Here is a 24784-nt window from a genome sequence, read left to right as displayed (position 1 = left end):
CCATCATGACGGCAATCCAACAATTCTTTAAGACCTTCTTCCTGACCGAACTGGTGAAGGGGCTCGCGATGACGGGCCGCTACACCTTCAAGCGGAAGATCACGGTGCAGTTCCCGGAAGAGAAGACGCCGATCTCGCCGCGTTTTCGCGGGCTGCACGCGCTGCGCCGCTACGAAAACGGCGAGGAGCGCTGCATCGCCTGCAAGCTCTGCGAGGCCGTGTGCCCGGCGATGGCGATCACCATCGAATCGCAGGTGCGTGCCGACAACACGCGCCGCACCACGCGCTACGACATCGACCTGACCAAGTGCATCTTCTGCGGCTTCTGCGAGGAAAGCTGCCCGGTCGATTCGATCGTCGAGACGCAGATCCTCGAGTACCACGGCGAAAAGCGCGGCGACCTGTATTTCACCAAGGAAATGTTGCTCGCGGTGGGCGACCGCTACGAGAAGGACATCGCGGCCGCCAAGGCCGCCGACGCGCCGTATCGCTAATGCAGGACCGGCCGGCCCCAGGGGCCGGCCCGAGCCGCCGCGGCAACGGTGCGCGGCACGTCGCAGTGCCCGAGAACCGTGCCTGACCAAGGCCTAAACGATGAACCGGTAACCATGGACTTCACGACCGTACTCTTCTACATCTTCTCGCTGCTGCTGGTGATCTCGGGGCTGAAGGTGATCACCGCGCGTAACCCCGTGGCTTCCGCGCTCTTCCTCGTCCTCGCGTTCTTCAACGCGGCCGCGATCTGGATGCTGCTCGAGGCCGAGTTCCTCGCCATCCTGCTGGTGCTCGTCTACGTCGGCGCGGTGATGGTGCTGTTCCTGTTCGTTGTGATGATGCTCGACATCAACACCGACGTGCTGCGCCGCGACTTCCGCCGCTTCGTGCCGATGGCCACCGTGGTGGGCGCGATCATCGTGGTCGAGACCGCGCTGATCCTCTGGCGCGGCTACGGCGCGACGTCCTCGCCGGTGCGCGAGATCGCCTCCGGCGCGCTCGCCAACATGACCAACACGCAACTGATCGGCAAGGTGATCTACACCGACTACATCTTCGCCTTCGAAATCGCCGGCCTGGTGCTGCTGGTCGCGATCATCGCGGCGGTTTCGCTGACCTCGGGCCGCGGCAAGGAGCGCAAGCGCCAGCGCGTGTCCGACCAGGTCAGCGTGCGCCGCCAGGATCGCGTGCGTCTCGTGAAGATGGCGGCCGAGAAGCCGCCCGCGCCGGAAGCGGCACCCGCCGCGGCCGATCCCGCCGCGGCCACCAAGAGCTGAGCGGAGGAGAACCCAACCATGTTGAACCTGACTCTTGCCCACTACCTGGTGCTCGGCGCGATCCTGTTCGCGATCAGCATCGTCGGCATCTTCCTGAACCGCCGCAACATCATCGTGATCCTGATGGCGATCGAGCTGATGCTGCTCGCGGTCAATACGAACTTCGTCGCGTTCTCGCATTATCTCGGGGACGTGCACGGACAGATCTTTGTGTTCTTCGTGCTCACGGTTGCAGCGGCGGAAGCGGCAATCGGCCTCGCGATTCTGGTGACGCTGTTCCGCAAACTCGACACCATCAATGTCGAGGATCTCGACCAGCTCAAGGGCTAATTTCAGGCGAGTCTGCTATGTCGACCACACTCAACGAAACCACGCTGCTGGCGATCCCGCTGGCGCCGCTCGCCGGCTCGATCATCGCCGGCCTGTTCGGCAATACCGTCGGCCGCAAGGGCGCGCACCGCGTGACCATCCTCGGCGTCCTGATCTCCTTCGTCCTGTCCTGCCTGGTGTTCCTGCAGGTGATGGACGGCGCGAGCTTCAATGCCACCATCTACGAGTGGATGCAGGTCGGGCCGCTCAAGCTCGAGATCGGCTTCCTCGTCGATTCGCTGACCGCGATGATGATGGTGGTGGTCACCTTCGTCTCGCTGATGGTGCACATCTACACGATCGGCTACATGGAAGAGGAGGACGGCTACCAGCGCTTCTTCTCCTACATCTCGCTGTTCACGTTCTCGATGCTGATGCTCGTGATGAGCAACAACTTCCTCCAGCTGTTCTTCGGCTGGGAGGCGGTCGGCCTCGTGTCCTACCTGCTGATCGGTTTCTACTACACGCGGGAAAGCGCGATCTACGCCAACATGAAGGCGTTTATCGTCAACCGCGTCGGCGATTTCGGCTTCCTGCTCGGCATCGGCCTGCTGCTGGCCTACGGCGGCTCGATGAACTACGGCGAGGTGTTCGCCAAGAGCAACGCGCTGGCCGCGATGCACTTCCCGGGCACCGACTGGGGCCTGCTGACGGTGGCCTGCATCTGCCTGTTCATCGGCGCGATGGGCAAGTCGGCACAGTTCCCGCTGCACGTCTGGCTGCCCGATTCGATGGAAGGCCCGACGCCGATCTCGGCGCTGATCCACGCGGCCACCATGGTGACGGCCGGCGTGTTCATGGTCACGCGCATGTCGCCGCTGTTCGAGCTGTCGGACGCCGCGCTCTCCTTCATCACCGTGATCGGCGCCATCACCGCGCTGTTCATGGGCTTCCTCGGCGTGATCCAGAACGACATCAAGCGCGTGGTCGCGTACTCGACGCTCTCGCAGCTCGGCTACATGACGGTCGCGCTGGGCGTGTCGGCCTACCCGGTCGCCGTGTTCCACCTGATGACGCACGCCTTCTTCAAGGCGCTGCTGTTCCTCGCGGCGGGCTCGGTCATCATCGGCATGCACCACGACCAGGACATCCGCAACATGGGCGGCCTGCGCAAGTACATGCCGATCACCTGGATCACCTCGCTGATCGGCTCGCTGGCGCTGATCGGCACGCCGTTCTTCTCGGGCTTCTACTCGAAGGACTCGATCATCGATGCGGTCAAGCTCTCGCATCTGCCGGGTTCGGGTTTCGCGTACTTCGCGGTGGTCGCGAGCGTGTTCGTGACGGCGCTGTACTCGTTCCGCATGTATTTCCTGGTGTTCCACGGCGAGGAGCGCTTCCGCAAGCCGAAGCATCCCGATTCGCCGATGGGCAAGGCCGCCGCGCAAGGGCATGGGCATGACGCGCACGGCCACGACGATCACGCACATGAACCGCACGAGACCTCGTGGGTCGTCTGGGTGCCGTTGGTGCTGCTCGCGATTCCGTCCGTGCTGATCGGCGGCGTGGCGATCGGCCCGATGCTGTTCGGCGACTTCTTCCAGCACGGCGTGGCGTTCGACAAGGTGATCTTCATCGGCCAGAACCATCCGGCGCTCGCCGAGATGGCCGATGAATTCCACGGCTGGGCCGCGATGGGCCTGCATTCGGTGTCGGGCCTGCCGGCCTGGCTCGCGCTCGCAGGCGTGGTCGTTGCCTGGTTCCTGTATCTGAAGCGCCCGGACCTTTCGGCGGCTATCCGCCGCGCGGCCGGTCCGATCTATACGCTGCTTGACAACAAATACTACATGGACAAGATCAACGAGGTCGTGTTCGCCAGGGGCTCGGTCGCGGTCGGCCGGGGCCTGTGGAAAGAGGGCGACGTCGTGGTGATCGATGGAATCGTCAACGGGAGCGCGCGATTCGTCAGCTGGTTCGCCGGCGTGATCCGCTTCCTGCAGTCCGGCTACATCTATCACTACGCGTTCGCGATGATCATTGGCATGTTGGGTCTCCTTACCCTGTTTGTTACGCTCGGCGGCAAATAAGAAAAGGAGAGGAACCCACTCATGCCCGCATTTCCGATTCTCAGTACCGCCATTTGGCTTCCGATCGTGTTTGGCCTGCTCATCCTGGCCGTGGGCACCGACCGGAAGCCCGGCGTGGCCCGCTGGGTCGCGCTGATCGGTTCGCTGCTCGGGTTTGCAGTCACGATTCCGCTCATCACCGGTTTCGATCCGAGCACCGCGGCTCTTCAGTTCGAAGAGAACGCGATCTGGATCGACCGCTTCAATGTTTCGTATCACCTCGGCGTCGACGGCATCTCGATGTGGTTCGTCGTGCTCACGGCGCTGATCACGGTCATCGTGGTGGTGGCCGGCTGGGAAGTCATCACCGATAACGTCTCGCAGTACCTGGCTTCGTTCCTGATGCTCTCGGGCATCATGATCGGGGTGTTCTCGGCGGCCGACGGCCTGCTGTTCTACGTGTTCTTCGAGGCCACGCTGATCCCGATGTACATCATCATCGGCGTCTGGGGCGGCCCGAACCGCGTCTACGCGGCCTTCAAGTTCTTCCTCTACACGCTGGCCGGCTCGCTGCTGATGCTGATCGCGCTGATCTACCTGTACCGCGAGACGCATACCTTCGACCTCGCCGCCTGGCAGGGCGCCAAGCTGGCGATGACGCCGCAGTTGCTGCTGTTCGGGGCGTTCTTCCTCGCCTTCGCGGTGAAGGTGCCGATGTGGCCGGTCCACACCTGGCTGCCCGACGCGCACGTCGAGGCGCCGACCGGCGGCTCGGTGGTGCTGGCGGCGATCATGCTCAAGCTCGGCGCCTACGGCTTCCTGCGCTTCTCCCTGCCCGTCACGCCCGATGCGGCGCACTATCTGGCCCCGGTCGTGATCGTGCTGTCCCTGATTGCCGTGATCTACATCGGCCTGGTCGCGATGGTGCAGACCGACATGAAGAAGCTGGTCGCCTATTCGTCGATCGCCCACATGGGCTTCGTCACGCTCGGCTTCTTCATCTTCAGCCAGCTCGGCATCGAGGGCGCGATCGTGCAGATGATCTCGCACGGTTTCGTGTCCGGCGCGATGTTCCTTTGCATCGGCGTGTTGTACGATCGCCTGCATACGCGCAATATCGCCGAGTACGGCGGGGTGGTGAACGTGATGCCGAAGTTCGCCACCTTCGCCTTGCTGTTCGCGATGGCGAACTGCGGTCTGCCCGGCACCTCGGGCTTCGTCGGCGAGTTCATGGTGATCCTCGCCTCGGTGAAGTTCAATTTCTGGATCGCGTTCGGCGCGGGCCTCACGCTGATTCTCGGCGCGGGCTACACGCTGTGGATGTACAAGCGCGTCTATTTCGGCAAGGTGGTCAACGAGAAGGTAACGACGCTGAAGGACATCGGCGCGCGCGAATTCTCGATGCTCGCCGTGCTGGCCGCGTTCACGCTGCTGATGGGCCTGTATCCCAAGCCCTTCACCGACGTGATGCACGTTTCCGTAGAAAATCTCCTCTCTCACGTTGCGCAATCCAAGCTGCCGCTGGCCCAGCAGTAAGTGTGGGCGGAGGAAACCAAGACCATGCAAAACGCACCTATGAATGCCTTGTTGCCCGACGCGCTCGTGATGCTCGCCATCATTCTGGCGTGGATCAACGACACCCTCTCCGGCGAGTCCGGCCGCCGTCTCACGTACCTGATCGCGGTCGTCTCGTCCGTTGTCGCCGGTGTGTGGTTTGCGTTCCAGGCGCTCGACCCGCACCAGTACTACTTCTTCTCGCGGATGGTGGTGGTCGACGCCTTCTCTAGCGTGATGAAGGCGGTCGTGTCGATCGGCTTCGCGGCCTCGATGATCTACTCGCGGCGCTACCTGTCGGACCGGGGCCTGTTCCGCGGCGACGTGTTCCTGCTCGGGATGTTCTCGCTGCTCGGCCAGTTGGTGATGATCTCGGGCAACAACTTCCTGACGCTCTACCTCGGCCTCGAACTGATGTCGCTGTCGCTCTACGCGCTGATCGCGCTGCGCCGCGACGGTGCCCAGTCGAGTGAAGCGGCGATGAAGTACTACGTGCTCGGCGCGCTGGCTTCCGGCTTCGTGCTGTACGGCATCTCGATGGTCTATGGCGCCACCGGCTCGCTCGAGCTGCAGGACGTGCTCAATGCCGTCGCCTCGGGGCGCATCAACAATATCGTGCTGCTGTTCGGCGTGATCTTCATCATCGCCGGCGTGGCCTTCAAGCTCGGCGCGGTGCCGTTCCACATGTGGGTGCCCGACGTCTACCAGGGCGCGCCCACGGCGATGTCGCTCATGACCGGCGGCGGCCCGAAGGTGGCGGCCTTCGCCTGGGGCCTGCGCTTCCTGGTGATGGGCCTGCTGCCGTTGGCGGCGGACTGGCAGCAGATGCTGGTGATCCTGGCGGCGCTGTCGCTGATCGTCGGCAACATCACCGGTATCGTCCAGCGCAACGTCAAGCGGATGCTGGCCTACTCGGCGATCTCGAACATGGGCTTCGTGCTGCTCGGCCTGCTCTCGGGCGTGGTGAAGGGCAGCCCGGCCTTCACGGCCACCGCCTACAGCTCGGCGATGTTCTACTCAATCGTCTACCTGCTCACCACGCTCGGCGCCTTCGGCATCGTGATGCTGCTGGCCCGCCGCGATTTCGAGGCGGAAACGCTCGAGGATTTCAAGGGCCTCAACAAGCGCAGCCCGGTGTTCGCCTTCGTGATGATGCTGATGATGTTCTCGCTGGCCGGCATTCCGCCGACGGTGGGCTTCTACGCCAAGCTCGCGGTGCTCGAGGCCACCATCAACGCCGGCCTGACCTGGCTCGCGATCCTCGGTGTCATCAGTTCGTTGTTCGGCGCGTTCTACTATCTGCGTATCGTGAAGCTGATGTACTTCGATGCGCCGCAGGATACGAACCCGATCATGAGCGACACGGCGAACCGCGCGGTGCTGCTGCTCAACGGCCTGGCCGTGCTCGTGCTCGGCATCATGCCGGGCCAGCTGATGGAGGTCTGCCTGCAGGCCATCAGCCATACGCTGCCGCTCTGAAATGTCGGCAGCCGGTTGGTTCATCGTGTTGTTGGCGCTGCTGGGCGCCAACCTGCCGTTCGTGAATCAGCGGGCCTTCGCCTTCATCCCGGTCGGCGCCGCTGCCCGCAAGAGCGGGTGGTGGCGGATCGCCGAGATGATCGTGCTGTACTTCGTGGTCGGCGTGCTCGGCTTCTGGCTCGAGTCCCGCGCCGGCAACCGCTTCGAACAGGGCTGGCAGTTCTATGCGATCACCTTCAGCCTGTTCGTGGTGTTCGCGTTCCCCGGCTTCACGTTCCAGTATCTCGTCAAACGACGCTGACGGCGCTCGGCCGTCGCGTCCAACCTTGGAGCCGACGATGGCCGAATTACCGAATCACGACGACAAACTGACCGAAGTCTGCGTCGAAAGCGAATCCATTCTCGACGGCCATTTCCTGAAAGTGAAGCGCGATACGGTGCGCCTGCCCGACGGCAAGCACGCGACGCGCGAATACATCCGCCATCCGGGCGCCGTGATGGTGATCCCGTTGTTCGACGATGGCCGCGTGCTGATGGAAAGCCAGTTCCGCTATCCGATCGGCAAGGTGATGGCCGAGTATCCGGCCGGCAAGCTCGATCCGCAGGAAGGCTCGCTGGCTTGCGCGGTGCGCGAACTGCGCGAGGAAACCGGTTATACGGCGCGCGAGTATTTCTACCTGACGCGCATTCACCCGATCATTTCCTACTCGACCGAATTCATCGACATCTATCTCGCGAAGGGCCTGACGGCCGGCGAGCGCCAGCTCGACGAGGGCGAATTCCTCGAGACCTTCACGGCCACCGTGCCCGAGCTGCTGGAATGGATCCGCACCGGCCAGATCAGCGACGTGAAGACCATCATCGGCACCATGTGGCTGGAGAAGGCCTTGTCGGGAAGCTGGCCGCTCGGCGCGGCCGAGCACGCCTGATAAAACGCAGCGGCTGATTCCCGGCGATGCGAGGCCGTGCTTGCTTGCCGCCGCGCATCGCCGAACCCACCTTCGGCGCCAAATTCCCCCGCACGTTACAATCCAGCCAGTCCGGGCTCGTCCCGGAGAATTTCGATCGTGATTTAGCACGGTCGTTCTTAAATCTTCCGATTGGGCGTACACTCCCGAGACGCCCCGATTCAGCATGAAGGTCCTCGATTTACAGTGCACGCACGGCCATCGCTTCGAAGGCTGGTTTGCGTCTTCCGATGATTTCGAATCGCAGCTGTCTCGCAAGCTGGTCGAATGTCCGGTTTGCGGGGCGACCGAAATCAGCCGGATGCCGTCGGCGCCGCGCCTGAACCTGTCAGGCGCGACGAAGGAAAAGGCGCCGGCAACCGATCCGCGGCAGATGCAGGCGCAGCTGATGCGCGCCTTGCGCGAGGTACTGGACAAGACCGAGAACGTGGGCGAGCGCTTCGCCGAGGAAGCGCGACGCATCCATTACAACGAGGCGCCCGCGCGCAATATTCGCGGCGTGACCTCGGCCGAGGATGCGCGCGCCCTCGTCGAGGAAGGCATCGACGTGATGCCGCTACCGGTGCCGGCCGCACTGAAAGAGCCGCTGCAATGATCGTCTCCTGATCGGCGCGTCGTCTCCAGCCGGACGCTCCGGCTCGCGGCCAGGAGACATGCGCATGGATCTGGACCATTCCCCCGCCGACGACGCGTTCCGCGTCGAAGTTCGCACCTGGCTCGAGGCCAACCTGCCTCGCACGCTGCGCGACAAGGTACTCAATCACAAACGTCTGTCCCGCGAGGATTATCTCGACTGGCATCGCCGGCTCGCGACGCGCGGCTGGTCGGCGCCCGCCTGGCCCGTCGAATACGGCGGCCCGGGCTGGGACGCGACGCGGCGCTTCATCTGGGACGAGGAGTGCGCCCGCGCGGGCACGCCGTCGCCGCTGACCTTCGGCGTGTCGATGGTCGGGCCGGTGCTGATGAAATATGGCAACGAGGCCCAGAAGCGCCACTATCTGCCGCGCATCCTCGATGGCAGCGACTGGTGGTGCCAGGGTTACTCCGAGCCCGGCTCGGGTTCCGACCTCGCCTCGCTGCGCACGCGCGCCGAACGGCGCGGCGATCACTATCTCGTCAACGGCCAGAAGACCTGGACCACGCTCGGCCAATATGCCGACATGATGTTCTGCCTGGTGCGCACCGATACGGCCGTGAAGAAGCAGGAGGGCATCTCCTTCCTGCTGATCGACATGAAGACGCCGGGCATCACGGTGAGGCCGATCATCACGCTCGACGAGGAGCACGAAGTCAACGAGGTGTTCTTCGAGGACGTGCTGGTGCCGGTCGAGAACCTCGTCGGCGAGGAGAACCGCGGCTGGACCTATGCCAAGTACCTGCTTGGCCACGAGCGCACCAGCATCGCGCGCGTCGGCACCTCGAAGCGTGAACTGCGCTTCCTCAAGCGCATCGCGGCCGGGCAGCGCCGCAACGGCCGCTCCCTGCTGGAGGATCCGGTGTTCGCCGCCCGCGTGGCCTCGCTGGAAATCGACCTGATGGCGCTGGAGGTGACCGCGCTGCGCGTGGTCAGCCAGGAAGCGAGCGGGCGAGGGCCGGGCCCCGAGGCCTCGATGCTGAAGATCAAGGGCTCCGAGATCCAGCAGGCGCTGACCGAGCTGATGGTCGATGCGATCGGGCCGCTCGCCGCGCCGTTCGATCCGGCCTTCCTCGACGGAGAGCGCGATCGCGCGGTGAGCGGCGACGACGACGCGGCACCGCTTGCCGCCTATTACTTCAATTTCCGCAAGACCTCGATCTACGGCGGGTCGAACGAAATCCAGAAGAACATCATCGCGCAGATGATCCTGGGCCTCTGAGGAGCGACGCATGGACTTCACTTTCAGCGAAGAACAGCAGCAATTCGCCGACGCGTTGCGCCGTTATCTCGGCCAGCGCTACGGCTTCGAGACGCGCCAGGCGATCGTCGCCTCGCGCGAGGGCGTATCCGACGAGCAATGGCGCGCGTTCGCGGAGCTGGGGCTGACCGCCTTGCCGGTACCGGAGGCGAGCGGCGGCCTGGGCGGCTGCGCGCTCGACATGCTGGTAGCCATGCAGGCGCTGGGCGCCGCGCTGGTGGTCGAGCCGTATTGGGCGACGGCGGTCGGCGCCGAGGCGCTGCGGCTCGCGGCCAGCGAGCATCAAGCCGATCGAGCGCTGCTGGCGCGCGTGGCCGGCGGCGAGGCGCGCCTGGCGGTTGCCTTCGACGAACCCGGCGCGCGCTACGAGCTGCTCGCCATCGATTCGCGTGCGGAGCCGGCCGGCGACGGCTTCCGGCTCAGCGGCAGCAAGGCGCTGGTTCGCCACGGCGCCCAGGCGCAGGCCTGGATCGTGCCGGCCCGGCAGCCCGATGGCGCGATCGCGTTGTTCCTGGTCGAGCGCGGTGCCGCCGGTGCCGATGTCGAGGATTACCGAACCATCGACGGCCAGCGCGCGGCGACGCTGCGTTTCTCGAACGCGCCCGCGCGCCGGCTCGTCGACGGCAGCCGCGGTGCCGAAACGCTGGAGCGGATCGCCGATTACGGTATCGTGCTGCTCTGTGCCGAGGCGATCGGCGCGCTGGACGCGCTCAATCGCGCGACGCTCGACTACACGCGCACGCGCGAGCAGTTCGGCACGCCGATCGCGCGTTTCCAGGTGCTGCAGCACCGCATGGTCGACATGTTGATCCACACCGAGCAGGCTCGCTCGCTGGCTTATCTGGCGGCGCTGCGCTATGCCGACGACGACGCCGATCAACGGCGCCGCGCGGTATCCGCCGCGAAAGTGCGGGTGGGGCAAGCCGCGCGTTTCGTCGGGCAGCAGGCGATCCAGCTGCATGGCGGGATGGGCATGACCAACGAGGTCGCGGCGGCCCATCTGTTCAAGCGACTGTCGATCATCGACCTGACGCTCGGCGATGTCGATCACCACACGGCGCGATTTGCCTCGCTGCCGGATTTTTTCGAATACGATGCGGCCTGAGAGCACGCAAACTGACAGGAGATGGGTATGACGATCGGCTATGAGGATCTGGAAGTCGGCGGGCTGACCGAGGTCGGCAAACACACGTTCACGCCGGACGAGATCATCGAATTCGCGCAGCGCTTTGATCCGCAACCGTTCCATCTCGACGAGGCGGCCGGCAAGGCCTCGCCGTTCGGCGGATTGGTGGCGAGCGGCTGGCACACCTGCTCGGTGTTCATGGGCATGCTGGTGCGCAACGTGCTGCACGACTCGACCAGCATGGGCTCGCCCGGCATCGAGGAGATCCGCTGGATCAAGCCGGTGCGCGCCGGCGCGACCATCACGATGCAGCAGCGGATCCTCGACAAGCGGCTGTCGGCGAGCCGTCCCGATCGCGGCATCGTGACGACGGAGTGGGTCGGCACCGACGAGAGCGGCGAAACCGTGATCACGGTGCGCTCCAAGGTGATTTTCGGGCTGCGCAATCCGCAGGCGGGCGCATGAGCGGCGATTCGACGGAGAAGCAGCCTGGGCAGCGGCCCGAGCGGCCGCGCATCGCGTCCATCGAGGCGCTGCGCGCGCTGGTCGGCGCGGATGGTTTCGCGAGCGAGTGGATCGTGATCGAGCAGTCGCGCGTCAACCAGTTCGCCGACGCGACCAACGATCATCAATGGATCCACGTCGATCCCGAGCGGGCCTCGCGCGAATCGCCGTTCGGCGGCCCGATCGCGCACGGCTTCCTGACGCTGTCCCTGATCCCGGCGCTGATGACCGATGCGATCGAATTCGAGCAGAAAATGGGTGTGAACTACGGGCTGAACCGCGTGCGCTTCCTGCGGCCGGTGCCGGTCGGCGCGAAGGTGCGCGGGCTGTTCGCGGTGAAGACGGCGATCGACGGCAAGCAGGGCGGCCTGCAATGCACCTGGTCGGTCGCGGTGCAGGTCGACTCGTCGGGCGAGCCGGCGCTGGCCTGCGCGGCCGAGTTCGTCACCTTGCACCTGTTCTGAAGTTCCGGGCGGCAGGCGGCGCGGCTGCCGCCCAAGGCATGCCCGAACGGCGGGGCGGCGCGCAGGCGCCGTCCCGCCGTTGCGCATCTAGGCTGCCGAGTAGCGCGCGAGTTCGAGCTTGGCGATCGCGTTGCGGTGGACTTCGTCGGGGCCGTCGGCAAAACGCAGCGTGCGTGCCGAGGCATAGGCGTAGGCCAGCGGAAAATCGTCGCTGACGCCGCCGCCGCCATGCGCCTGGATCGCCCAGTCGATCACCTGGCAGGCCATGTTCGGCGCGACCACCTTGATCATCGCAATCTCGCGGCGCGCCTCCTTGTTGCCGACCTTGTCCATCTTCCAGGCCGCGTTGAGCGTCAGCAGGCGCGCCTGATCGATCAGGCAGCGCGCCTCGGCGATCCGCTCCTGGGTCACGGTCTGCTGCGCGATCGGCTTGCCGAAGGCGACGCGCTGCAGCGTGCGCCGGCACATCAACTCCAGCGCGCGCTCGGCGAGCCCGATCAGGCGCATGCAGTGATGGATGCGCCCCGGGCCGAGACGGCCCTGCGCGATCTCGAACCCTCGCCCCTCGCCGAGCAGCAGGTTGTCGGCCGGCACCCGGACGTTCTCCAGCGTGATCTCCATATGGCCGTGCGGGGCGTCGTCGTAGCCGAACACGTTCAGCGGTCGATGCACCGTGATGCCGGGCGCATTGGACGGCACCAGGATCATCGACTGCTGCGCATGGCGCGGCGCCTCGGGATCGGTCTTGCCCATCACGATATAGAGCTTGCAGCGCGGATCGCCGGCACCCGAGGACCACCATTTGTGGCCGTTGATCAGGTAGCTGTCGCCGTCGCGCTCGATGCGCGTGCGGATATTGGTGGCATCCGACGAAGCCACTTCCGGCTCGGTCATCAGGAAGGCCGAGCGGATCGTGCCGTCGAGCAGGGGCTCGAGCCACTCGCGTTTCTGATCGTCGCTGGCGTAGCGCTCGAGCGTTTCCATGTTGCCGGTGTCGGGCGCGTTGCAGTTGAAGACCTCGGGCGCCCAGGGCACGCGTCCCATGATTTCGCAGAGCGGCGCGTAGTCCAGGTTCGACAGGCCGGCGCCACGATCGGATTCGGGCAGGAACAGGTTCCATAGCCCGGCCGCGCGCGCCTCGTCCTTCAGCGTGTCGAGCAGGCCGACCGCGCGCCAGGCGTTGCCGTCGCGCCGGTTGCGCGCGATCTCCTCATGGAACACGCGCTCGTTCGGATAGATGTGGGTGTCGAAGAAGGCGAGCAGCCGCTCGCGCAGGACCTCGGCCTTGGGGGAGTAATCGAATTCCATTGCCACCTCGCTGGAGTAGGGCGTCGATCGGAATCGGAACGAAGAACCGGAACGAAGAATCGGCCGGGCTCGATGTGCTGCCGAGCCCATTGTGTTCAGCGCACTTGCTGGGCGTAGCGCCAGGCGAGTTCCGCCATCGGCCGTGCCTGCCGGCCGGCGTCGAGCGCACGCGCGCTGGAGGCGGTGCCATCGGCCACGCGCTTCATGATGCCTTGCAGGATCGCGGCGATCCGGAACATGTTGTAGGCGAGATAAAAATGCCAGTCGCCCTCGATCGTGAAGCCGGTGCGCTCGACATAGCTGGCGATGTGGTGACGTTCGTCGGGGATGCCGAGCGCGGCCAGGTCGAGCCCGCCGATGCCGCGGAATCGTCCCGGCTCGGTATGCCAGGTCATGCAGTGATAGGAGAAATCGGCGAGCGGATCGCCGAGCGTGGAGAGTTCCCAGTCGAGCACGGCCAGCACGCGCGGCGCGTCGGGCGCGAAGATCAGGTTGTCGAGCCGGAAGTCGCCATGGACGATGGCGCTGCGTTGCCGGGCTGCGTCGGCGGCCGGGATATGCTGCGGCAGCCATTCGATCAGCCGGTGCATGGCCTCGATCGGCTCGGTTTCCGAGGCGGCGTACTGCTTGCTCCAGCGCCCGATCTGGCGCGCGAAGTAATTGCCGGGCTTGCCATAGTCGCCGAGTCCGAGCGCCTGCGGGTCGAGCCGGTGCAGCGCGGCGATCACGCGATTCATCTCGTCGTAGTGGGCGGCGCGCTCGGCTTGCGTCATGCCGGGCAGCGCAGGATCCCACAGCACCCGCCCCTCGACGCAGCTCATCACGTAGAAGGCGCGGCCGATCACCGATTCGTCCTCGCAGAGCGCGAGCATGCGCGGCACCGGCACGTCGGTATCGGCGAGCGCGGCCATCACGCGGTACTCGCGCTCGATCGCGTGGGCCGAGGGCAGCAGTTTGGCGACCGGCGCCGGCTTGGCGCGCAGCACATAGCGGCGCGTCGGCGTGACGAGCTTGAAGGTCGGGTTCGACTGCCCGCCGCGGAACTGCTCGATCGAGAGCGGGCCCGCATACCCACTCACATGGGCGGCGAGCCAGGTGTCGAGCGCCGCGGTGTCGATGTGCTGGGCCGCGCTGACCGGCGCTGTGCCCTCGAAGGCCGAATAATCGTCCGGTTTTGCCGCTCCTTGCTGCGCTTGCCTCATCCTTGCCTCCGGGGCGCCGCGCGGGTTCAGCTTCCCGCGTTGGCCTGAACGAATTGGTGATAGAGCACTTCCATGACGGTGTTGCGAGCGTCGCGATGCAGCGCATCGGGCGGCGTGTAGTTGAGTTGCCGGATCACCCAGTCGTGCGCATGCTGGCCGACGTCGAGCACGTTGATGCAGGCGGTCGATTGCGCGAAGCGTCCGATGAACAGCCGCTGCTCGGGCAGCGTGGCATGGGACAGCAGCGCACAGTTGACGCCGCCGTGCAGCACCAGCAGCGCGGTGTCCCAGCCGGGATCGGCGCGCAGCGCCGCGAGCGGCGGCAGCACGCGATCGATCAGCTCGCCAATGGTTTCGCCGCCGAGGAAGGGCACGTGTTCGGGGACGATGCCGTGGAAGGCGCCGATAAAGGCCGCCTCGACATCCTCCGGCGGCAGGTCGGCAAGATGGCCGCCGCGGATTTCGCGCCATGCCGGTTCGATCTCGACGTCGATCGCCTGTCCGGTTTCCGCGAGCACGAGCGAGGCCGTTTCGACGGTGCGATTCAGGCCGCTGGTGATCACGCGGTCGAAGCGGATCGATTGCGCGGCGAAGGCGCGGCCGGCCGCGCGGGCCTGGGCCCGGCCGAGTTCGTTGAGCGGTACCGCGTCCGGGTCGATCGCCTGTTGCCGGGCATCGAAATAGGTGACGTCGCCATGTCGCATCAGGTAGATGCGGCGGCGAGTCGGCAGGGTATAGATAGTGGTCATCCTGGGATCATCGGGAATAGACGGGCGGCCGTTTCTCTAGGAAGGCGGTGATGCCTTCGAGCCCGTCGGCATGATGGAGCGAGGCGACGAAATGATCGCGCTCGGCCACCAGGTGCGCCGCGAGCGGCTGCTCGGGCGCGTCGGCGAGCAAGGCCTTCACGCGCGTGACGGCGTTCGGCGAGATGCGGCCGAGCTCGTCGGCCCAGGCCAGCGTTTCGCCGAGCACCGAGCCGGCACGCGCGAGGCGATTGACGACGCCGAGATCATGCAGGCGTTGGGCCACGATTGGTTTGCCCTCGATCAGGATTTCAGTGGCCAGCGCGCGCGGCAGTGCACGGGCCAGGAACCAGGAGCCGCCGCCGTCCGGCGTGAGTCCGACGCGCGCGTAGGACATCACGAATTTCGCGTCCTCGGCGGCGACGACCAGGTCGCAGGCCAGCGCCAGCGAGAAACCGGCCCCGGCGGCCGCGCCTTCGACCGCCGCGATCACCGGCTTGGTGACGGTCCGGATCGCGGTGATCCATTCGCCTAGCAGGTCGATGCTGGCGGCCTGCACCGCGGGATCCCTGGCGCGATTCTCGAGCAGCCGGTTCAGGTTGCCGCCGGCGCAGAAGAAGCGATCCGCGCCGGTCAGCACCACGCTGCGGATCGAGGGATCGCGCTCGGCGGTGTTCATCGCCTCGAGGCCGGCCGCGTACATGTCGGGATGCAGGGCGTTGCGCGCGCCCGGATTCGATAGCGTCAAGACCAGGGTCGATTCGCTTTCGGCGGGGCGGGACGCGAGCAGTTCGGCGCTCATGCGGATGTCTCCAGGATGTCGGTCTTTTGGCCGGCGCGGCGAATGCATGAACGCGCGTCCGGTGGTCGGGGCTGCGAAGTGCTTTAGACTAGCACGAACGTGCTATTCGGCATGTCGCGACGAGCCGCGGATTTCACGAGCAGGGCTCGCGCCTCGAACCCGTCAGGACAGGAGAACGATGATGCTGCAGCTCTGTGGTTTGCCCTTATCGAACTACTACAACAAGGTGAAGCTGGTGCTGCTCGATCACGAGATCGATTTCGAGGAGCAGATTCATACGCTGCCGCTGAGCGGTGACGAGGCGCTCGACGCCTCGCCGTTCGGCAAGGTGCCGTTCCTGCGCACCGAGCACGGCTCGCTGTCGGAATCGCAGGCGATCGTCGAGTACCTTGCCGCGCGTTATCCGGAGAAGGGCCTGTTCCCGGCCGATCCGTTCGAGGCGGCCAAGGTGCGGGAAATCACCGTCTTCGTCGAACTGTATCTCGAATGGGTCGCGCGCAGCCTGTACGGGCTGGCATTTTTCGGCGGCACGGCCAGCGAGGAGACGCAGCGGCGCGTCGAGAAGCGCCTGGTCGGCGCGTTGGCCGCGTTTCGCAAGATGACGCGCTTCGCGCCCTACGTGCTCGGCGAGACCTACGGGATGGCCGACGTGGCCGCCTATATCCACCTGCCGATCGTGGGGCTCGCGACCAAGGCCGTGTATGGCCGCGATCTGGTGGTCGAGGCGGGAATCGACTGGAAGGCGTATTCGAAGCTGGTGGGCGAGCGTCCCGCCGCGCAGCGCGTGACGGCCGATCGCAAGGCTTATCTCGAGGCGAACGGCGCCAGGCGCTAGGCCAGGGCGGCTGCGCGGGCTGGGGCCAGGGCAGCCGCGGCGCGAACTCGGGAAGCTGCCGGCGCCGCGCGGCCCGCTTAGAGCCGCGAGAGGCGCTCCAGCGCGGTCGCGAGCGTGTCTTCGCGCTTGGCGAAGCAGAAGCGCACCACGCCCGATTCGTGCGGCTCGTGATAGAAGGCCGACACGGGGATCGCGGCAACCCCGATCTCGGCGGTCAGCCACTTGGCGAATTCCGCCTCGGGCAGGTCGCTGATCGCCGAATAATCGACGCACTGGAAGTAGGTGCCGGCGCAGGGCAGCAGCTTGAAGCGCGTCGAGGCGAGCCCGGCGCGGAACAGGTCGCGCTTCTTCTGGTAGAACGCCGGCAGCGTCAGGTAGGGCTCGGGATCGCGCAGGTAGCTGGCGAGCCCGGCCTGCATCGGCGTGTTGACGGTGAACACGTTGAACTGGTGGACCTTGCGGAATTCGGCCGTCAGCGCTGCCGGCGCGGCGACGTAGCCGACCTTCCAGCCCGTCACGTGATAGGTCTTGCCGAAGCTCGAGACGATGAAACTGCGCGCCGCGAGTTCCGGGTAGCGCGCCACGCTCTCGTGCCGCTCGCCGTCGTAGACCATGTGCTCGTAGACCTCGTCCGATAGGATCAGCACCTCGGTGCCGCGCACGATCTCCTCGAGCTGGCGCATGTCCGATTCGCGCCAGACCGTGCCGGTCGGGTTGTGCGGCGTGTTGATCAGGATCAGCCGCGTCTTCGGCGTGATCGCGGCCGCCAGCTTGTCGAAGGGGATCGCGTAGTCGGGCGCTTCCAGCGTGACGAACACCGGCTTGCCGCCGGCGAGTTCGATCGAGGGCAGGTAGCTGTCGTAGGTCGGCTCGACCACGATCACCTCGTCGCCGGGGTGGACCGCGCAGAGGATCGCCGTCAGCAGCGCCTGCGTCGCGCCGGCCGTGACGGTGATCTCGCTGGCCGCGTCGTAGCGGCGGCCGTAGATCCGTTCGATCTTGTCGGCGATCGCCTCGCGCAGCGGCGCGGCGCCCGTCATCGGCGGATATTGGTTGTGGCCGTCGCGCATCGCCTCGGCGACCGCCTCGATGATCCTCGGATCGCAATGGAAATCGGGGAAGCCCTGGCCCAGGTTGACCGCGCCCTTTTCGGCCGCGAGCGCGCTCATGACCGTGAAGATCGTGGTGCCGACCTGCGGCAGGCGGGAAACGATGGCGGGCGTGACGGGCGAGGCGGACGGTGCGTTCATCGTGTGTCGGGCGGATGCGATGGGGTGGACGGGGCCGAGCGCGGCGCGGGCTGCGGCCTTCAGGCCGACGTCGGCTCGGTGGGTTCGGCGGGTTCGAGCCCGCAGGCGCTCACGAACGGTGCCGGCTGCGCGATCTGGAAGTGGAAGTCGCGTTCGGTGCGGCGCGAGAGCTTCAGCAGCGCGCGGTCTTTCGACACGAGCCAGTCGGCATCGACGGCCCGGGCGAGTTCGAGGAATTTCTGGTCGTCGCGGTCCTTGCACTTCGGCAGCGGCGGCGCGTCCTCGGGCAGCGGGGCCGAGCCGTCGGCCGCTTGCGAGAGCCGGGCGACGGTGGCCAGCGCGGCGGCCTTGTCGAGCGCGCGCGAGGCGAATTGCGGATAGTCGAGCACGTGCTCGAGTTCGTTCAGGCAGCGCGCATCGATCAGGGCAACCAGGCTGCCGTTCTCGAGCGCGGCCCGGATCGGGCGCACGGCGGGGTCGTCGAACACGAGGATGTCGATCCAGACGTTCGAGTCGAGCACCACGCGGTGCCCGTCTCGCGGAGCGTTGGGGCTGGGCATTCGTTACAATCGGTGGTTTTCGTCTGACGGCACCGCACCGCGTGCCGGCGAGCCTCTATGATAATCGTTCTCTCTCCCGCGAAATCGCTCGATTACGAGACCCCGCCCCATATTCCGACCCACACGCTGCCCGACTTCATCGAAGACGCGGCCGAGCTGATCGAGGGATTGCGGAAACTGTCGCCGCAGCAGATTTCCACGCTGATGGACATTTCGGACCCGCTGGCCCGTCTCAACTTCCAGCGTTACGCGGATTGGTCGCGCCAGTTCACGGCCGCCAACGCCAAGCAGGCGGTGCTCGCCTTCAATGGCGATGTCTACGAGGGGTTCGACGCGCGGACCTTGTCCGCCTCCGACCTCGACTATGCCCAGCAGCATGTGCGCGTGCTGTCCGGCCTCTACGGGCTGCTGCGCCCGCTGGACTTGCTGCAGCCGTATCGGCTCGAGATGGGCACGCGTTTCCAGAATCCGCGCGGCAAGGATCTCTATGCCTTCTGGGGCGAGCGCATCACGCGGGCCTTGAACACGCAACTGGCCTCGCGCGATGGCGACGCACGCGTGCTCGTGAACTGCGCCTCGACCGAGTACTTCAAGTCGGTGAAGCCGAAGCTGCTCGACGCGCCGGTCATCACGCCGGTGTTCGAGGACTGGAAGGGCGGCCGCTACAAGATCATCAGCTTCCACGCCAAGCGCGCGCGCGGCTTGATGGCGCGTTACGCGGTGACCCGGCGCATCGCGTCGGCCGAGCATTTGAAGGACTTCGCCGAGGAAGGGTATGCCTTCGACGCCGAGGCCTCGAACGATTCCACCTATGTGTTCCGTCGGCGGATCGGCGCGTAATCCACGCGCCGTCCCCGAGGTTCCGATCTGATCCCGTGCCTCAAGAGGGCGCGGCTACCTGGAGACAAGATGACTCTCTCGATTTCCACCCAGTTCGATGCCGGCGCGATCGACGTCGTGTCCTGCGAGCGTCCCGAGGAGATCCGCCTGCGGATTCGCGGCGACAATCAATCCGAGTTCGCGCAATGGTTCTATTTCCGCCTGTCGGGCGCGCGCGGCGAGCGCTGCGTGATGCGTTTCGAGAACGCGCACGAGAGCGCCTACCCGGCGGGCTGGCGCGGTTATCGCGCGGCGGCGAGCTATGACCGCGTGAACTGGTTCCGCGTGCCGACCGATTTCGACGGCAAGGTGATGACGATCGATCACACGCCGGAATTCGACAGCATCTATTACGCCTACTTCGAGCCCTATGGCGAGGAGCGTCATTCGGAATTCCTCGGCGCGATCCAGCAGATGCCGCAGGCCAACGTGGTCGAGCTGGGCCGCACCGTCGAGGGGCGGCCGATGTCCCTGCTCGTGCTCGGCACGCCCGACGAGGATGGCAGCAAGAAGAAGGTATGGGTCATCGCGCGCCAGCATCCCGGCGAATCGATGGCCGAATGGTTCGTGGAAGGGCTGGTCAAGCGTCTGGCCGGCTGGGGCGACTGGGCGGGCGACGCGGTGGCGCGCAAGCTCTACGATCACGCGACCTTCTATATCGTCGCGAACATGAATCCCGACGGCAGCGTGCACGGCAACCTGCGCACCAACGCGGTCGGCGCCAACCTGAACCGCGAGTGGATGGAACCCGACGCGGCGCGCAGCCCCGAAGTGCTGGTGGTGCGCGATGCGATCCACGCGATCGGCTGCGACATGTTCTTCGACATCCACGGCGACGAGGACCTGCCCTACGTGTTCGTGGCCGGTTCGGAAATGCTGCCCGGCTTCACCGATCGCCAGCGCGAGGAGCAGGACGCGTTCATCGCCGCGTTCAAGCAGGCAAGCCCCGATTTCCAGGACGAGCATGGTTATGCGGCCAGCAAGTATCGCGAGGATGCGCTCAAGCTGGCCTCGAAATACATCGGCCACGCCTTCGGCTGCCTGTCGCTGACGCTCGAAATGCCGTTCAAGGACAACGCCAACCTGCCGGACGAGCGCGTCGGCTGGAACGGCGAGCGCAGCGCGGCGCTCGGTGCCTCGATGCTGCTGCCGATCCTGAACCATCTGCAGCGCTTTGCCTGAGGAGACGATGCCTCGGCGTTGAATGCGCAAAACAAAAGGCCGGAATGTCGACGCATTCCGGCCTTTTGCATGAAGAGCCGATCGTGACGCGCCGCGAGGGCGCCGGAGCTCAGGATTTCTTCGCCGTGCTCTTCTTCTTGACGGCTTTCTTGCTCGTCGTCGATTTCTTCACCGTCGCCGATTTGCGAGTGCTCTTGCCGCTCGCCTTGGCCTTGCCCTTGCCGCGATGACCACCGTGCAATTGCCGCTTCGACGAACTGCTGCGCTCGGCGCGCGGCCTGGCGGGAGGGACCGGGTCGTTCCAGCTGAAGGCGAGCATCTGGCTGCCGACATAGCCGCAGCGGAATTTCAGGCTGGCCGGGTCACCGCCGTTCTGCGAAATACCGAGACCTTCGACCGTCACGATGCTGTCGACCTTGATGCGCTGCTTGCCCTCGTCGAACGAGTCGTTCCAGGGGGTGATCGTGGCATTGCCGCTGTCGAATGCGCTGGGCGGGAATTCGACGTGATCGAATGCACTCGATGTGCTCGCAATGAAATTGCCGTGCGCGGCGCAGTCGGCGACGAGCGGATCGGCATGCATTTCGGTGACGTATTTGTTGATCAGTTCGGTGCGCTGATCGAGCAGGTCGGCGAAGGCGGGGGCGGAAAGCGCAAGCGACAGGCCTGCGACACAGGCTGCCAGCTTGCCGAACACGCCGAATAGACGCTGGGCGGGGAAGCTGTCCATCAGGATTCGAGAGTGCGGAATTGAGTCGCCGGGCACGTAAGATGCCCGACGAAGGCGAAGAGTTCAATCTTAGCGCAATTTTTTTGACATGCTGCTGTTTGCCTGGTCGAAAGTGCCGGCTCGCGAACCGAGCCGGCACGATTGCCCGAGCCGCAGCGGATATTTTCAGGCGCGAGGGCCGCCGAGACGGTAGCGACGCACATCGAAGGTGGTCACCCAGGCCGGCCGGTAGATCGCGATCAGGGCGGTGGCCATGCCGGTGAACCAGGCCTCGCCGAGTGCGAGCAGCAGCGTGTTCAAGCCATAACCGGCCGGAATCACCAGGGCCGAGCCGTCGGCGATGCCGATCTGCACGCCTGCCGCTGCGGCGGCCACGACGCCGATGGTGACGGCCGGGGCGATGAAGCCCTGGCCGACGATGAAGGTCGGGAGGTTGTGGGGCAGCCAGGCAACCGCGGCACGCTGGAACAGCGTCGAAATGGCAACCGGCAGGGCGCCGTAGACGAGATAGGTCAGGCCGACACCCTGCCAGCTCGCATCGAAGACGATGGCCGCGATGCCGGTGACGGCGCCCATCGCGATCAAGGCGAGCGTCCAGTCGAACAGGGTCGCGATCAGCGTCGCGCCGAGCAGATGCATGACGAGGCCGTCGTCGAGCCAGGCGTTCGAAGCCCAGAGCACGGTGATCGTGGCGATCAGCGCACACCAGACGTGCTGCAGTGTCGGATCCTTGAGGCGGCTGAACGGACGCTTCCACGACGCGAGCGCGAGCGCCGCCGCGGCGGCAATCCAGCCACCGACGGCGACCCAGAGCGGAAGCGGCGTGTAGAGGAAGCCCATGCTTCGAATATTACTCGTTGACGCTGAAAAATGGGAACCGATTCGACGCCCGGTGCCGACTCAGGTGTTGCGTTTCGGCGTCGTCGGCTCCGGCTCGGCCGCCATGGGTACCGGGATCTGCGGCCCCTCGTAGGCAACCAGCGGATATTTCCTGCGGCTTGCGCGTGGGGATGGCGGAATCGAGCCTGGTGAGCCGAACAAGGGGCGCGACTGGGTCTGGCGGGCCGTCGCGAGCACCTCCAGATGCGGCGGCAGCCAGCCGTTGTAGATTGCCACGGCGGCGGCACGGTTGGCCGCGCCGAGCTGCTGGAAAATGCTGGCGAGATGGATCTTGACCGTGCCTTCGCTGATGCCGAGCGTGCGGGCAATCATTTTGTTCGTGTTGCCCATGTGCACGAAACGCATGATCTGCGCTTGCCTGGGTGAGAGGACGCCGGTGCTCGGTTGGCGGCGCAGGGGGATCTTCCTGGCGATACGGACTGAACGATCGCCGGCCAGGCGTGCTTCGATGAGATCGAGCGCACCGGGCGGTATGTAGTAACCGCCCAGCAGCACCATTTCGAAGGCCCGGATCACGAGGTGGGAGCCCATGCTGCGCGGAACCACGCCCTGCGCGCCGGTCGCGAACTGTTCCTGGGCTGCCGTGGCCGACGTATCGTCGACCAGTACCGCGACGGGCGTCGGCGCGCTGGCCTCGCACAGCGCGCGCAGATCGCCGAGACGAGGCCCGTGCGGGGCGTCGACGATGATCATGTCGAAGCTGTGCTGCCTGACGACGCGCATGGCCTGCCGCCAATCCTTGGCATCGTTGTAGCCGCCGTGCCGATCGATCTGCCGCAGCAACGCCTTCAAGCCGTCGCGGCGCTCCGCGTCAGGACTCAACACCAGGAATCTCATCGCTGCCTCCTTCGTTTGGTTTGTAGCGTGATGACGATTAGCGTCGCGAACATGATGACAAAACGATTACGTCGCGTCGGCCTAGCCGAACGTCATAGGAAGAGGTGCAAGTATGTGAAAAAAAAGAGCCGCCTCGCGGGCGGCTCTTTGTCGCTGTGAAACAGCCTGGCGGCGTGCCGGCTCAATGGAAATGCGGCTGGGCGGGGGAGGCGTCTTCCGGCATTTCGGCGTGGACGATTTCACCGAGCGGGTCGGCATACAGCGGAACGCCGCAATCGTCGCAGTATTCCGGTTCGAAGCGGCCGGCGTGACGGCGGATGTCGGTCACGCCCGTATCCTTCAGCAGCGAGACGATTTCCTCGATCGGGCCGTCGACCGGGGCCTCGGCATCGACCATCGTGTCCTCCACGGCGATGTCGCCGTTCTCGCGTCCATACAGCGGCCACACGACGCCGTAGATCACGTCGTTGCTGCCGCGTCGCGTGAAGCCGATCCGGTATTCGTCGATGCGGCGCTCGCCGAAGCCTGCGACGACAGCCCGCAGTTCCTGCGGGGCAGCGCCGATCGTGTCGAACAGGTAACGGATGGCGGTGCGAACCGTATGCGGGCGCACGCGCTCGTCGGCGTCGCGGCATGCCGAGTAATAGGCGTCCGGCAGCAGGCATTCGAATTCGCAGCCCGGCAGCGCGTTGGCCAGATTGCCGCCGCCCTGGCTGGTCCATTGCTCGAGGCACTGGCCGCGTTCGATGCGCGCGCCTTGCTCTTCTTCCTGCCAGCGGAACATCGGCGAGCCGGCCGGCGTCGCGACCACGGCCAGCAGGAAGCGGGGGTCGGCCAGGATCGGCGAGGTTTCAGGCAGGTCGCCGAAGTTGAGGCGGGGCGCCTGGCCGCCGAGCGCGGCTTGTGCGAGCTGCTGCGTGAGGCGATAAGCCTCGACGTGATGGCGCGGCAATTGGTCGATGCTGTAGAGGAAGGGGGCGAGCGCGACGTGCGTGTGTTCCGCGAGCACATGTGCCTGCAGGTGGGTGCGCAGGACCTCGGCGATTTCGGCCTTGAGCGTCCCGGACGGAATCATGTAGCGCGTCCAGGCGAGAATCGGCACGGCGACGAGCAGCGCTTCGTGCGTCTGCCCCTCGTGTTCGACGAGCAGCGATTCGCTGTGGGTCTCCGCCATGTCGGCGAGCGCGCCATAGGCATCGGGATGATTCTGTTGCAGATGGTCGAGCGCGGCGTCGAGGGTCGTCTGATTGCCGTTGCGGATCACCTTCGTGAGCAGCGCGTCGAGCTTCGCTTCCCAGAACCGGTCCTCGACACGGCTGCCGGATGCGAACAGCGCGAGCGACAGGCCGACCAGTTTGTCGGCATCGGGGGGGAGGCGTTTGGCGGTTCGCTGGCGCATAGATCTGGATAGTTAGAGGTGGGTGCTTTGAACCTGCCATTTTAGTCGGTTCCCGCGCGGAGCAGCGGGTCGTCCGGACGGCTACGAGAATTCCGGTACGTGCTGGCGAAGCGAGGAGAGGGGGAGGTGAGAGAGAGGCGAAAAAATATGTTCGATTCCCCCTTGCGCGCTGGCTAAAGCCTGCTTAGAATCACGCCTCTTTCGCGCTAACGGAAACGCGGCACGAAAGAAGAAGCAAGGTTGGACAAGTCGAGCGCCTGAGCAGTTGGCCGCTGATTCGTTTGGCTGAGAAGTGATCGACGAAGTCTGTTGATCGCGGCGCTGAAAAAAGTAGTTGACGCGCTGCGAAATGTTGATCATAATCTCGCTTCTCTGCTGCTGAAAACGCAGCGCTGCTGAAGAAACCAAGTTGCTTCGCAGACACGCTCTTTAAAAATCTACAGCCGATAAGTGTGGACGCTTGATGGAAGCGGTCCTGATCTCCGGATCAGGTCAGCAAAAGTATCAAGAGTCTCACA

At 65.4% G+C, this 24784-nt stretch carries 26 protein-coding genes; 16 read left to right on the top strand and 10 right to left on the bottom strand.

The window, feature by feature from the left end:
• The first annotated feature begins 5 nt into the window (after positions 1-5).
• From nuoI to F3J18_RS13985, 13 genes are all read left to right on the top strand, one after another.
• Positions 6-494 carry an NADH-quinone oxidoreductase subunit NuoI gene (gene nuoI, locus F3J18_RS14045; protein ID WP_013698858.1) on the top strand — a complete coding sequence of 163 codons (489 nt, stop codon included), beginning with the start codon at positions 6-8 and terminating at the stop codon, positions 492-494.
• A gap of 114 nt (positions 495-608) precedes the next feature.
• Complete coding sequence (locus tag F3J18_RS14040) at positions 609-1271, top strand: NADH-quinone oxidoreductase subunit J (RefSeq protein WP_013698857.1); 663 nt, start codon at positions 609-611, stop codon at positions 1269-1271.
• An 18-nt stretch (positions 1272-1289) separates the two neighbouring features.
• Positions 1290-1601 (top strand): NADH-quinone oxidoreductase subunit NuoK, encoded by a 312-nt coding sequence (nuoK, locus tag F3J18_RS14035; protein ID WP_013698856.1) that lies wholly within the window; start codon positions 1290-1292, stop codon positions 1599-1601.
• 17 nt (positions 1602-1618) lie between these two features.
• A complete protein-coding gene (nuoL, locus tag F3J18_RS14030) occupies positions 1619-3667 on the top strand; it encodes an NADH-quinone oxidoreductase subunit L (RefSeq protein WP_166913147.1) in 2049 nt (682 codons plus the stop codon).
• Positions 3668-3688: 21 nt separating this feature from the next.
• Entirely contained in the window at positions 3689-5182 is a 1494-nt protein-coding gene (locus tag F3J18_RS14025) for an NADH-quinone oxidoreductase subunit M (RefSeq protein WP_166913146.1), read from the top strand.
• Between the two features lie 39 nt (positions 5183-5221).
• Complete coding sequence (gene nuoN, locus F3J18_RS14020; RefSeq protein ID WP_025096460.1) at positions 5222-6679, top strand: NADH-quinone oxidoreductase subunit NuoN; 1458 nt, start codon at positions 5222-5224, stop codon at positions 6677-6679.
• A 1-nt stretch (position 6680) separates the two neighbouring features.
• Complete coding sequence (locus F3J18_RS14015) at positions 6681-6980, top strand: DUF2818 family protein (protein ID WP_013698852.1); 300 nt, start codon at positions 6681-6683, stop codon at positions 6978-6980.
• 37 nt (positions 6981-7017) lie between these two features.
• Entirely contained in the window at positions 7018-7608 is a 591-nt protein-coding gene (locus F3J18_RS14010; protein WP_025096458.1) for an NUDIX hydrolase, read from the top strand.
• Between the two features lie 205 nt (positions 7609-7813).
• On the top strand, positions 7814-8242 hold the full coding sequence (locus F3J18_RS14005) for a DUF1178 family protein (protein ID WP_013698850.1): 429 nt from the start codon (positions 7814-7816) through the stop codon (positions 8240-8242).
• 64 nt (positions 8243-8306) lie between these two features.
• A complete protein-coding gene (locus F3J18_RS14000; protein ID WP_025096457.1) occupies positions 8307-9503 on the top strand; it encodes an acyl-CoA dehydrogenase family protein in 1197 nt (398 codons plus the stop codon).
• 10 nt (positions 9504-9513) lie between these two features.
• Positions 9514-10647 carry an acyl-CoA dehydrogenase gene (locus F3J18_RS13995; protein WP_166913145.1) on the top strand — a complete coding sequence of 378 codons (1134 nt, stop codon included), beginning with the start codon at positions 9514-9516 and terminating at the stop codon, positions 10645-10647.
• Between the two features lie 27 nt (positions 10648-10674).
• Entirely contained in the window at positions 10675-11133 is a 459-nt protein-coding gene (locus tag F3J18_RS13990) for a MaoC family dehydratase (protein WP_017918096.1), read from the top strand.
• Positions 11130-11636 carry a MaoC family dehydratase gene (locus F3J18_RS13985; protein ID WP_025102122.1) on the top strand — a complete coding sequence of 169 codons (507 nt, stop codon included), beginning with the start codon at positions 11130-11132 and terminating at the stop codon, positions 11634-11636. Before F3J18_RS13990 ends, F3J18_RS13985 begins: the two co-directional genes overlap by 4 nt.
• An 87-nt stretch (positions 11637-11723) precedes the next feature.
• Here F3J18_RS13985 and F3J18_RS13980 read toward each other — a convergent pair whose 3' ends face one another.
• The 4 genes from F3J18_RS13980 to F3J18_RS13965 all read right to left on the bottom strand — a co-directional run bounded on the left by F3J18_RS13980 (position 11724) and on the right by F3J18_RS13965 (position 15694).
• Positions 11724-12944, bottom strand: a complete 1221-nt coding sequence (locus F3J18_RS13980) for an acyl-CoA dehydrogenase family protein (RefSeq protein WP_166913144.1) — start codon at positions 12942-12944, stop codon at positions 11724-11726.
• Between the two features lie 95 nt (positions 12945-13039).
• Positions 13040-14146 carry a phosphotransferase gene (locus tag F3J18_RS13975; protein ID WP_025102124.1) on the bottom strand — a complete coding sequence of 369 codons (1107 nt, stop codon included), beginning with the start codon at positions 14144-14146 and terminating at the stop codon, positions 13040-13042.
• A gap of 26 nt (positions 14147-14172) precedes the next feature.
• A complete protein-coding gene (locus F3J18_RS13970) occupies positions 14173-14895 on the bottom strand; it encodes a histidine phosphatase family protein (protein ID WP_166913143.1) in 723 nt (240 codons plus the stop codon).
• A 7-nt stretch (positions 14896-14902) separates the two neighbouring features.
• On the bottom strand, positions 14903-15694 hold the full coding sequence (locus tag F3J18_RS13965; protein ID WP_025102126.1) for an enoyl-CoA hydratase: 792 nt from the start codon (positions 15692-15694) through the stop codon (positions 14903-14905).
• 181 nt (positions 15695-15875) lie between these two features.
• On the opposite strand from F3J18_RS13965, the gene F3J18_RS13960 reads away from it, so the two are divergent.
• The gene (locus F3J18_RS13960) at positions 15876-16529 is read left to right on the top strand and encodes a glutathione S-transferase (protein ID WP_166913142.1); all 654 of its coding nucleotides are present in this window, start codon (positions 15876-15878) and stop codon (positions 16527-16529) included.
• Positions 16530-16606: 77 nt separating this feature from the next.
• Here F3J18_RS13960 and F3J18_RS13955 read toward each other — a convergent pair whose 3' ends face one another.
• Both F3J18_RS13955 and F3J18_RS13950 read right to left on the bottom strand, forming a co-directional pair.
• Positions 16607-17779, bottom strand: coding sequence for a pyridoxal phosphate-dependent aminotransferase (locus F3J18_RS13955; RefSeq protein ID WP_025102128.1), 1173 nt, complete (start codon positions 17777-17779; stop codon positions 16607-16609).
• A gap of 59 nt (positions 17780-17838) precedes the next feature.
• Entirely contained in the window at positions 17839-18339 is a 501-nt protein-coding gene (locus F3J18_RS13950) for a putative toxin-antitoxin system toxin component, PIN family (protein WP_166913141.1), read from the bottom strand.
• A gap of 57 nt (positions 18340-18396) precedes the next feature.
• Here F3J18_RS13950 and yaaA point away from each other — a divergent pair, with 57 nt between their 5' ends.
• Together yaaA and F3J18_RS13940 are read left to right on the top strand one after the other, a co-directional pair.
• Positions 18397-19179 carry a peroxide stress protein YaaA gene (gene yaaA, locus F3J18_RS13945; protein ID WP_036049891.1) on the top strand — a complete coding sequence of 261 codons (783 nt, stop codon included), beginning with the start codon at positions 18397-18399 and terminating at the stop codon, positions 19177-19179.
• A 69-nt stretch (positions 19180-19248) separates the two neighbouring features.
• Entirely contained in the window at positions 19249-20400 is a 1152-nt protein-coding gene (locus F3J18_RS13940; protein WP_013698837.1) for a M14-type cytosolic carboxypeptidase, read from the top strand.
• A gap of 109 nt (positions 20401-20509) precedes the next feature.
• On the opposite strand, the gene F3J18_RS13935 is transcribed toward F3J18_RS13940, so the two are convergent.
• The 4 genes from F3J18_RS13935 to F3J18_RS13920 all read right to left on the bottom strand — a co-directional run bounded on the left by F3J18_RS13935 (position 20510) and on the right by F3J18_RS13920 (position 24266).
• Positions 20510-21130, bottom strand: a complete 621-nt coding sequence (locus tag F3J18_RS13935; RefSeq protein ID WP_013698836.1) for a hypothetical protein — start codon at positions 21128-21130, stop codon at positions 20510-20512.
• 165 nt (positions 21131-21295) lie between these two features.
• Positions 21296-21970: an energy-coupling factor ABC transporter permease gene (locus F3J18_RS13930; protein ID WP_025102298.1), complete on the bottom strand. Its 675-nt coding sequence runs from the start codon at positions 21968-21970 to the stop codon at positions 21296-21298.
• A 60-nt stretch (positions 21971-22030) separates the two neighbouring features.
• Positions 22031-22867: a response regulator transcription factor gene (locus F3J18_RS13925; RefSeq protein WP_025102299.1), complete on the bottom strand. Its 837-nt coding sequence runs from the start codon at positions 22865-22867 to the stop codon at positions 22031-22033.
• Positions 22868-23048: 181 nt separating this feature from the next.
• Positions 23049-24266: a DUF2863 family protein gene (locus tag F3J18_RS13920; protein ID WP_013698833.1), complete on the bottom strand. Its 1218-nt coding sequence runs from the start codon at positions 24264-24266 to the stop codon at positions 23049-23051.
• Between the last annotated feature and the right edge of the window lie 518 nt (positions 24267-24784).

Source organism: Burkholderia sp. Ax-1720 (genome assembly GCF_011753035.1).
GTDB lineage: Bacteria > Pseudomonadota > Gammaproteobacteria > Burkholderiales > Burkholderiaceae > Burkholderia > Burkholderia gladioli.
Note: the sequence above shows the minus strand (reverse complement) of the source record. Positions and strands in the feature narration are given on the sequence as shown.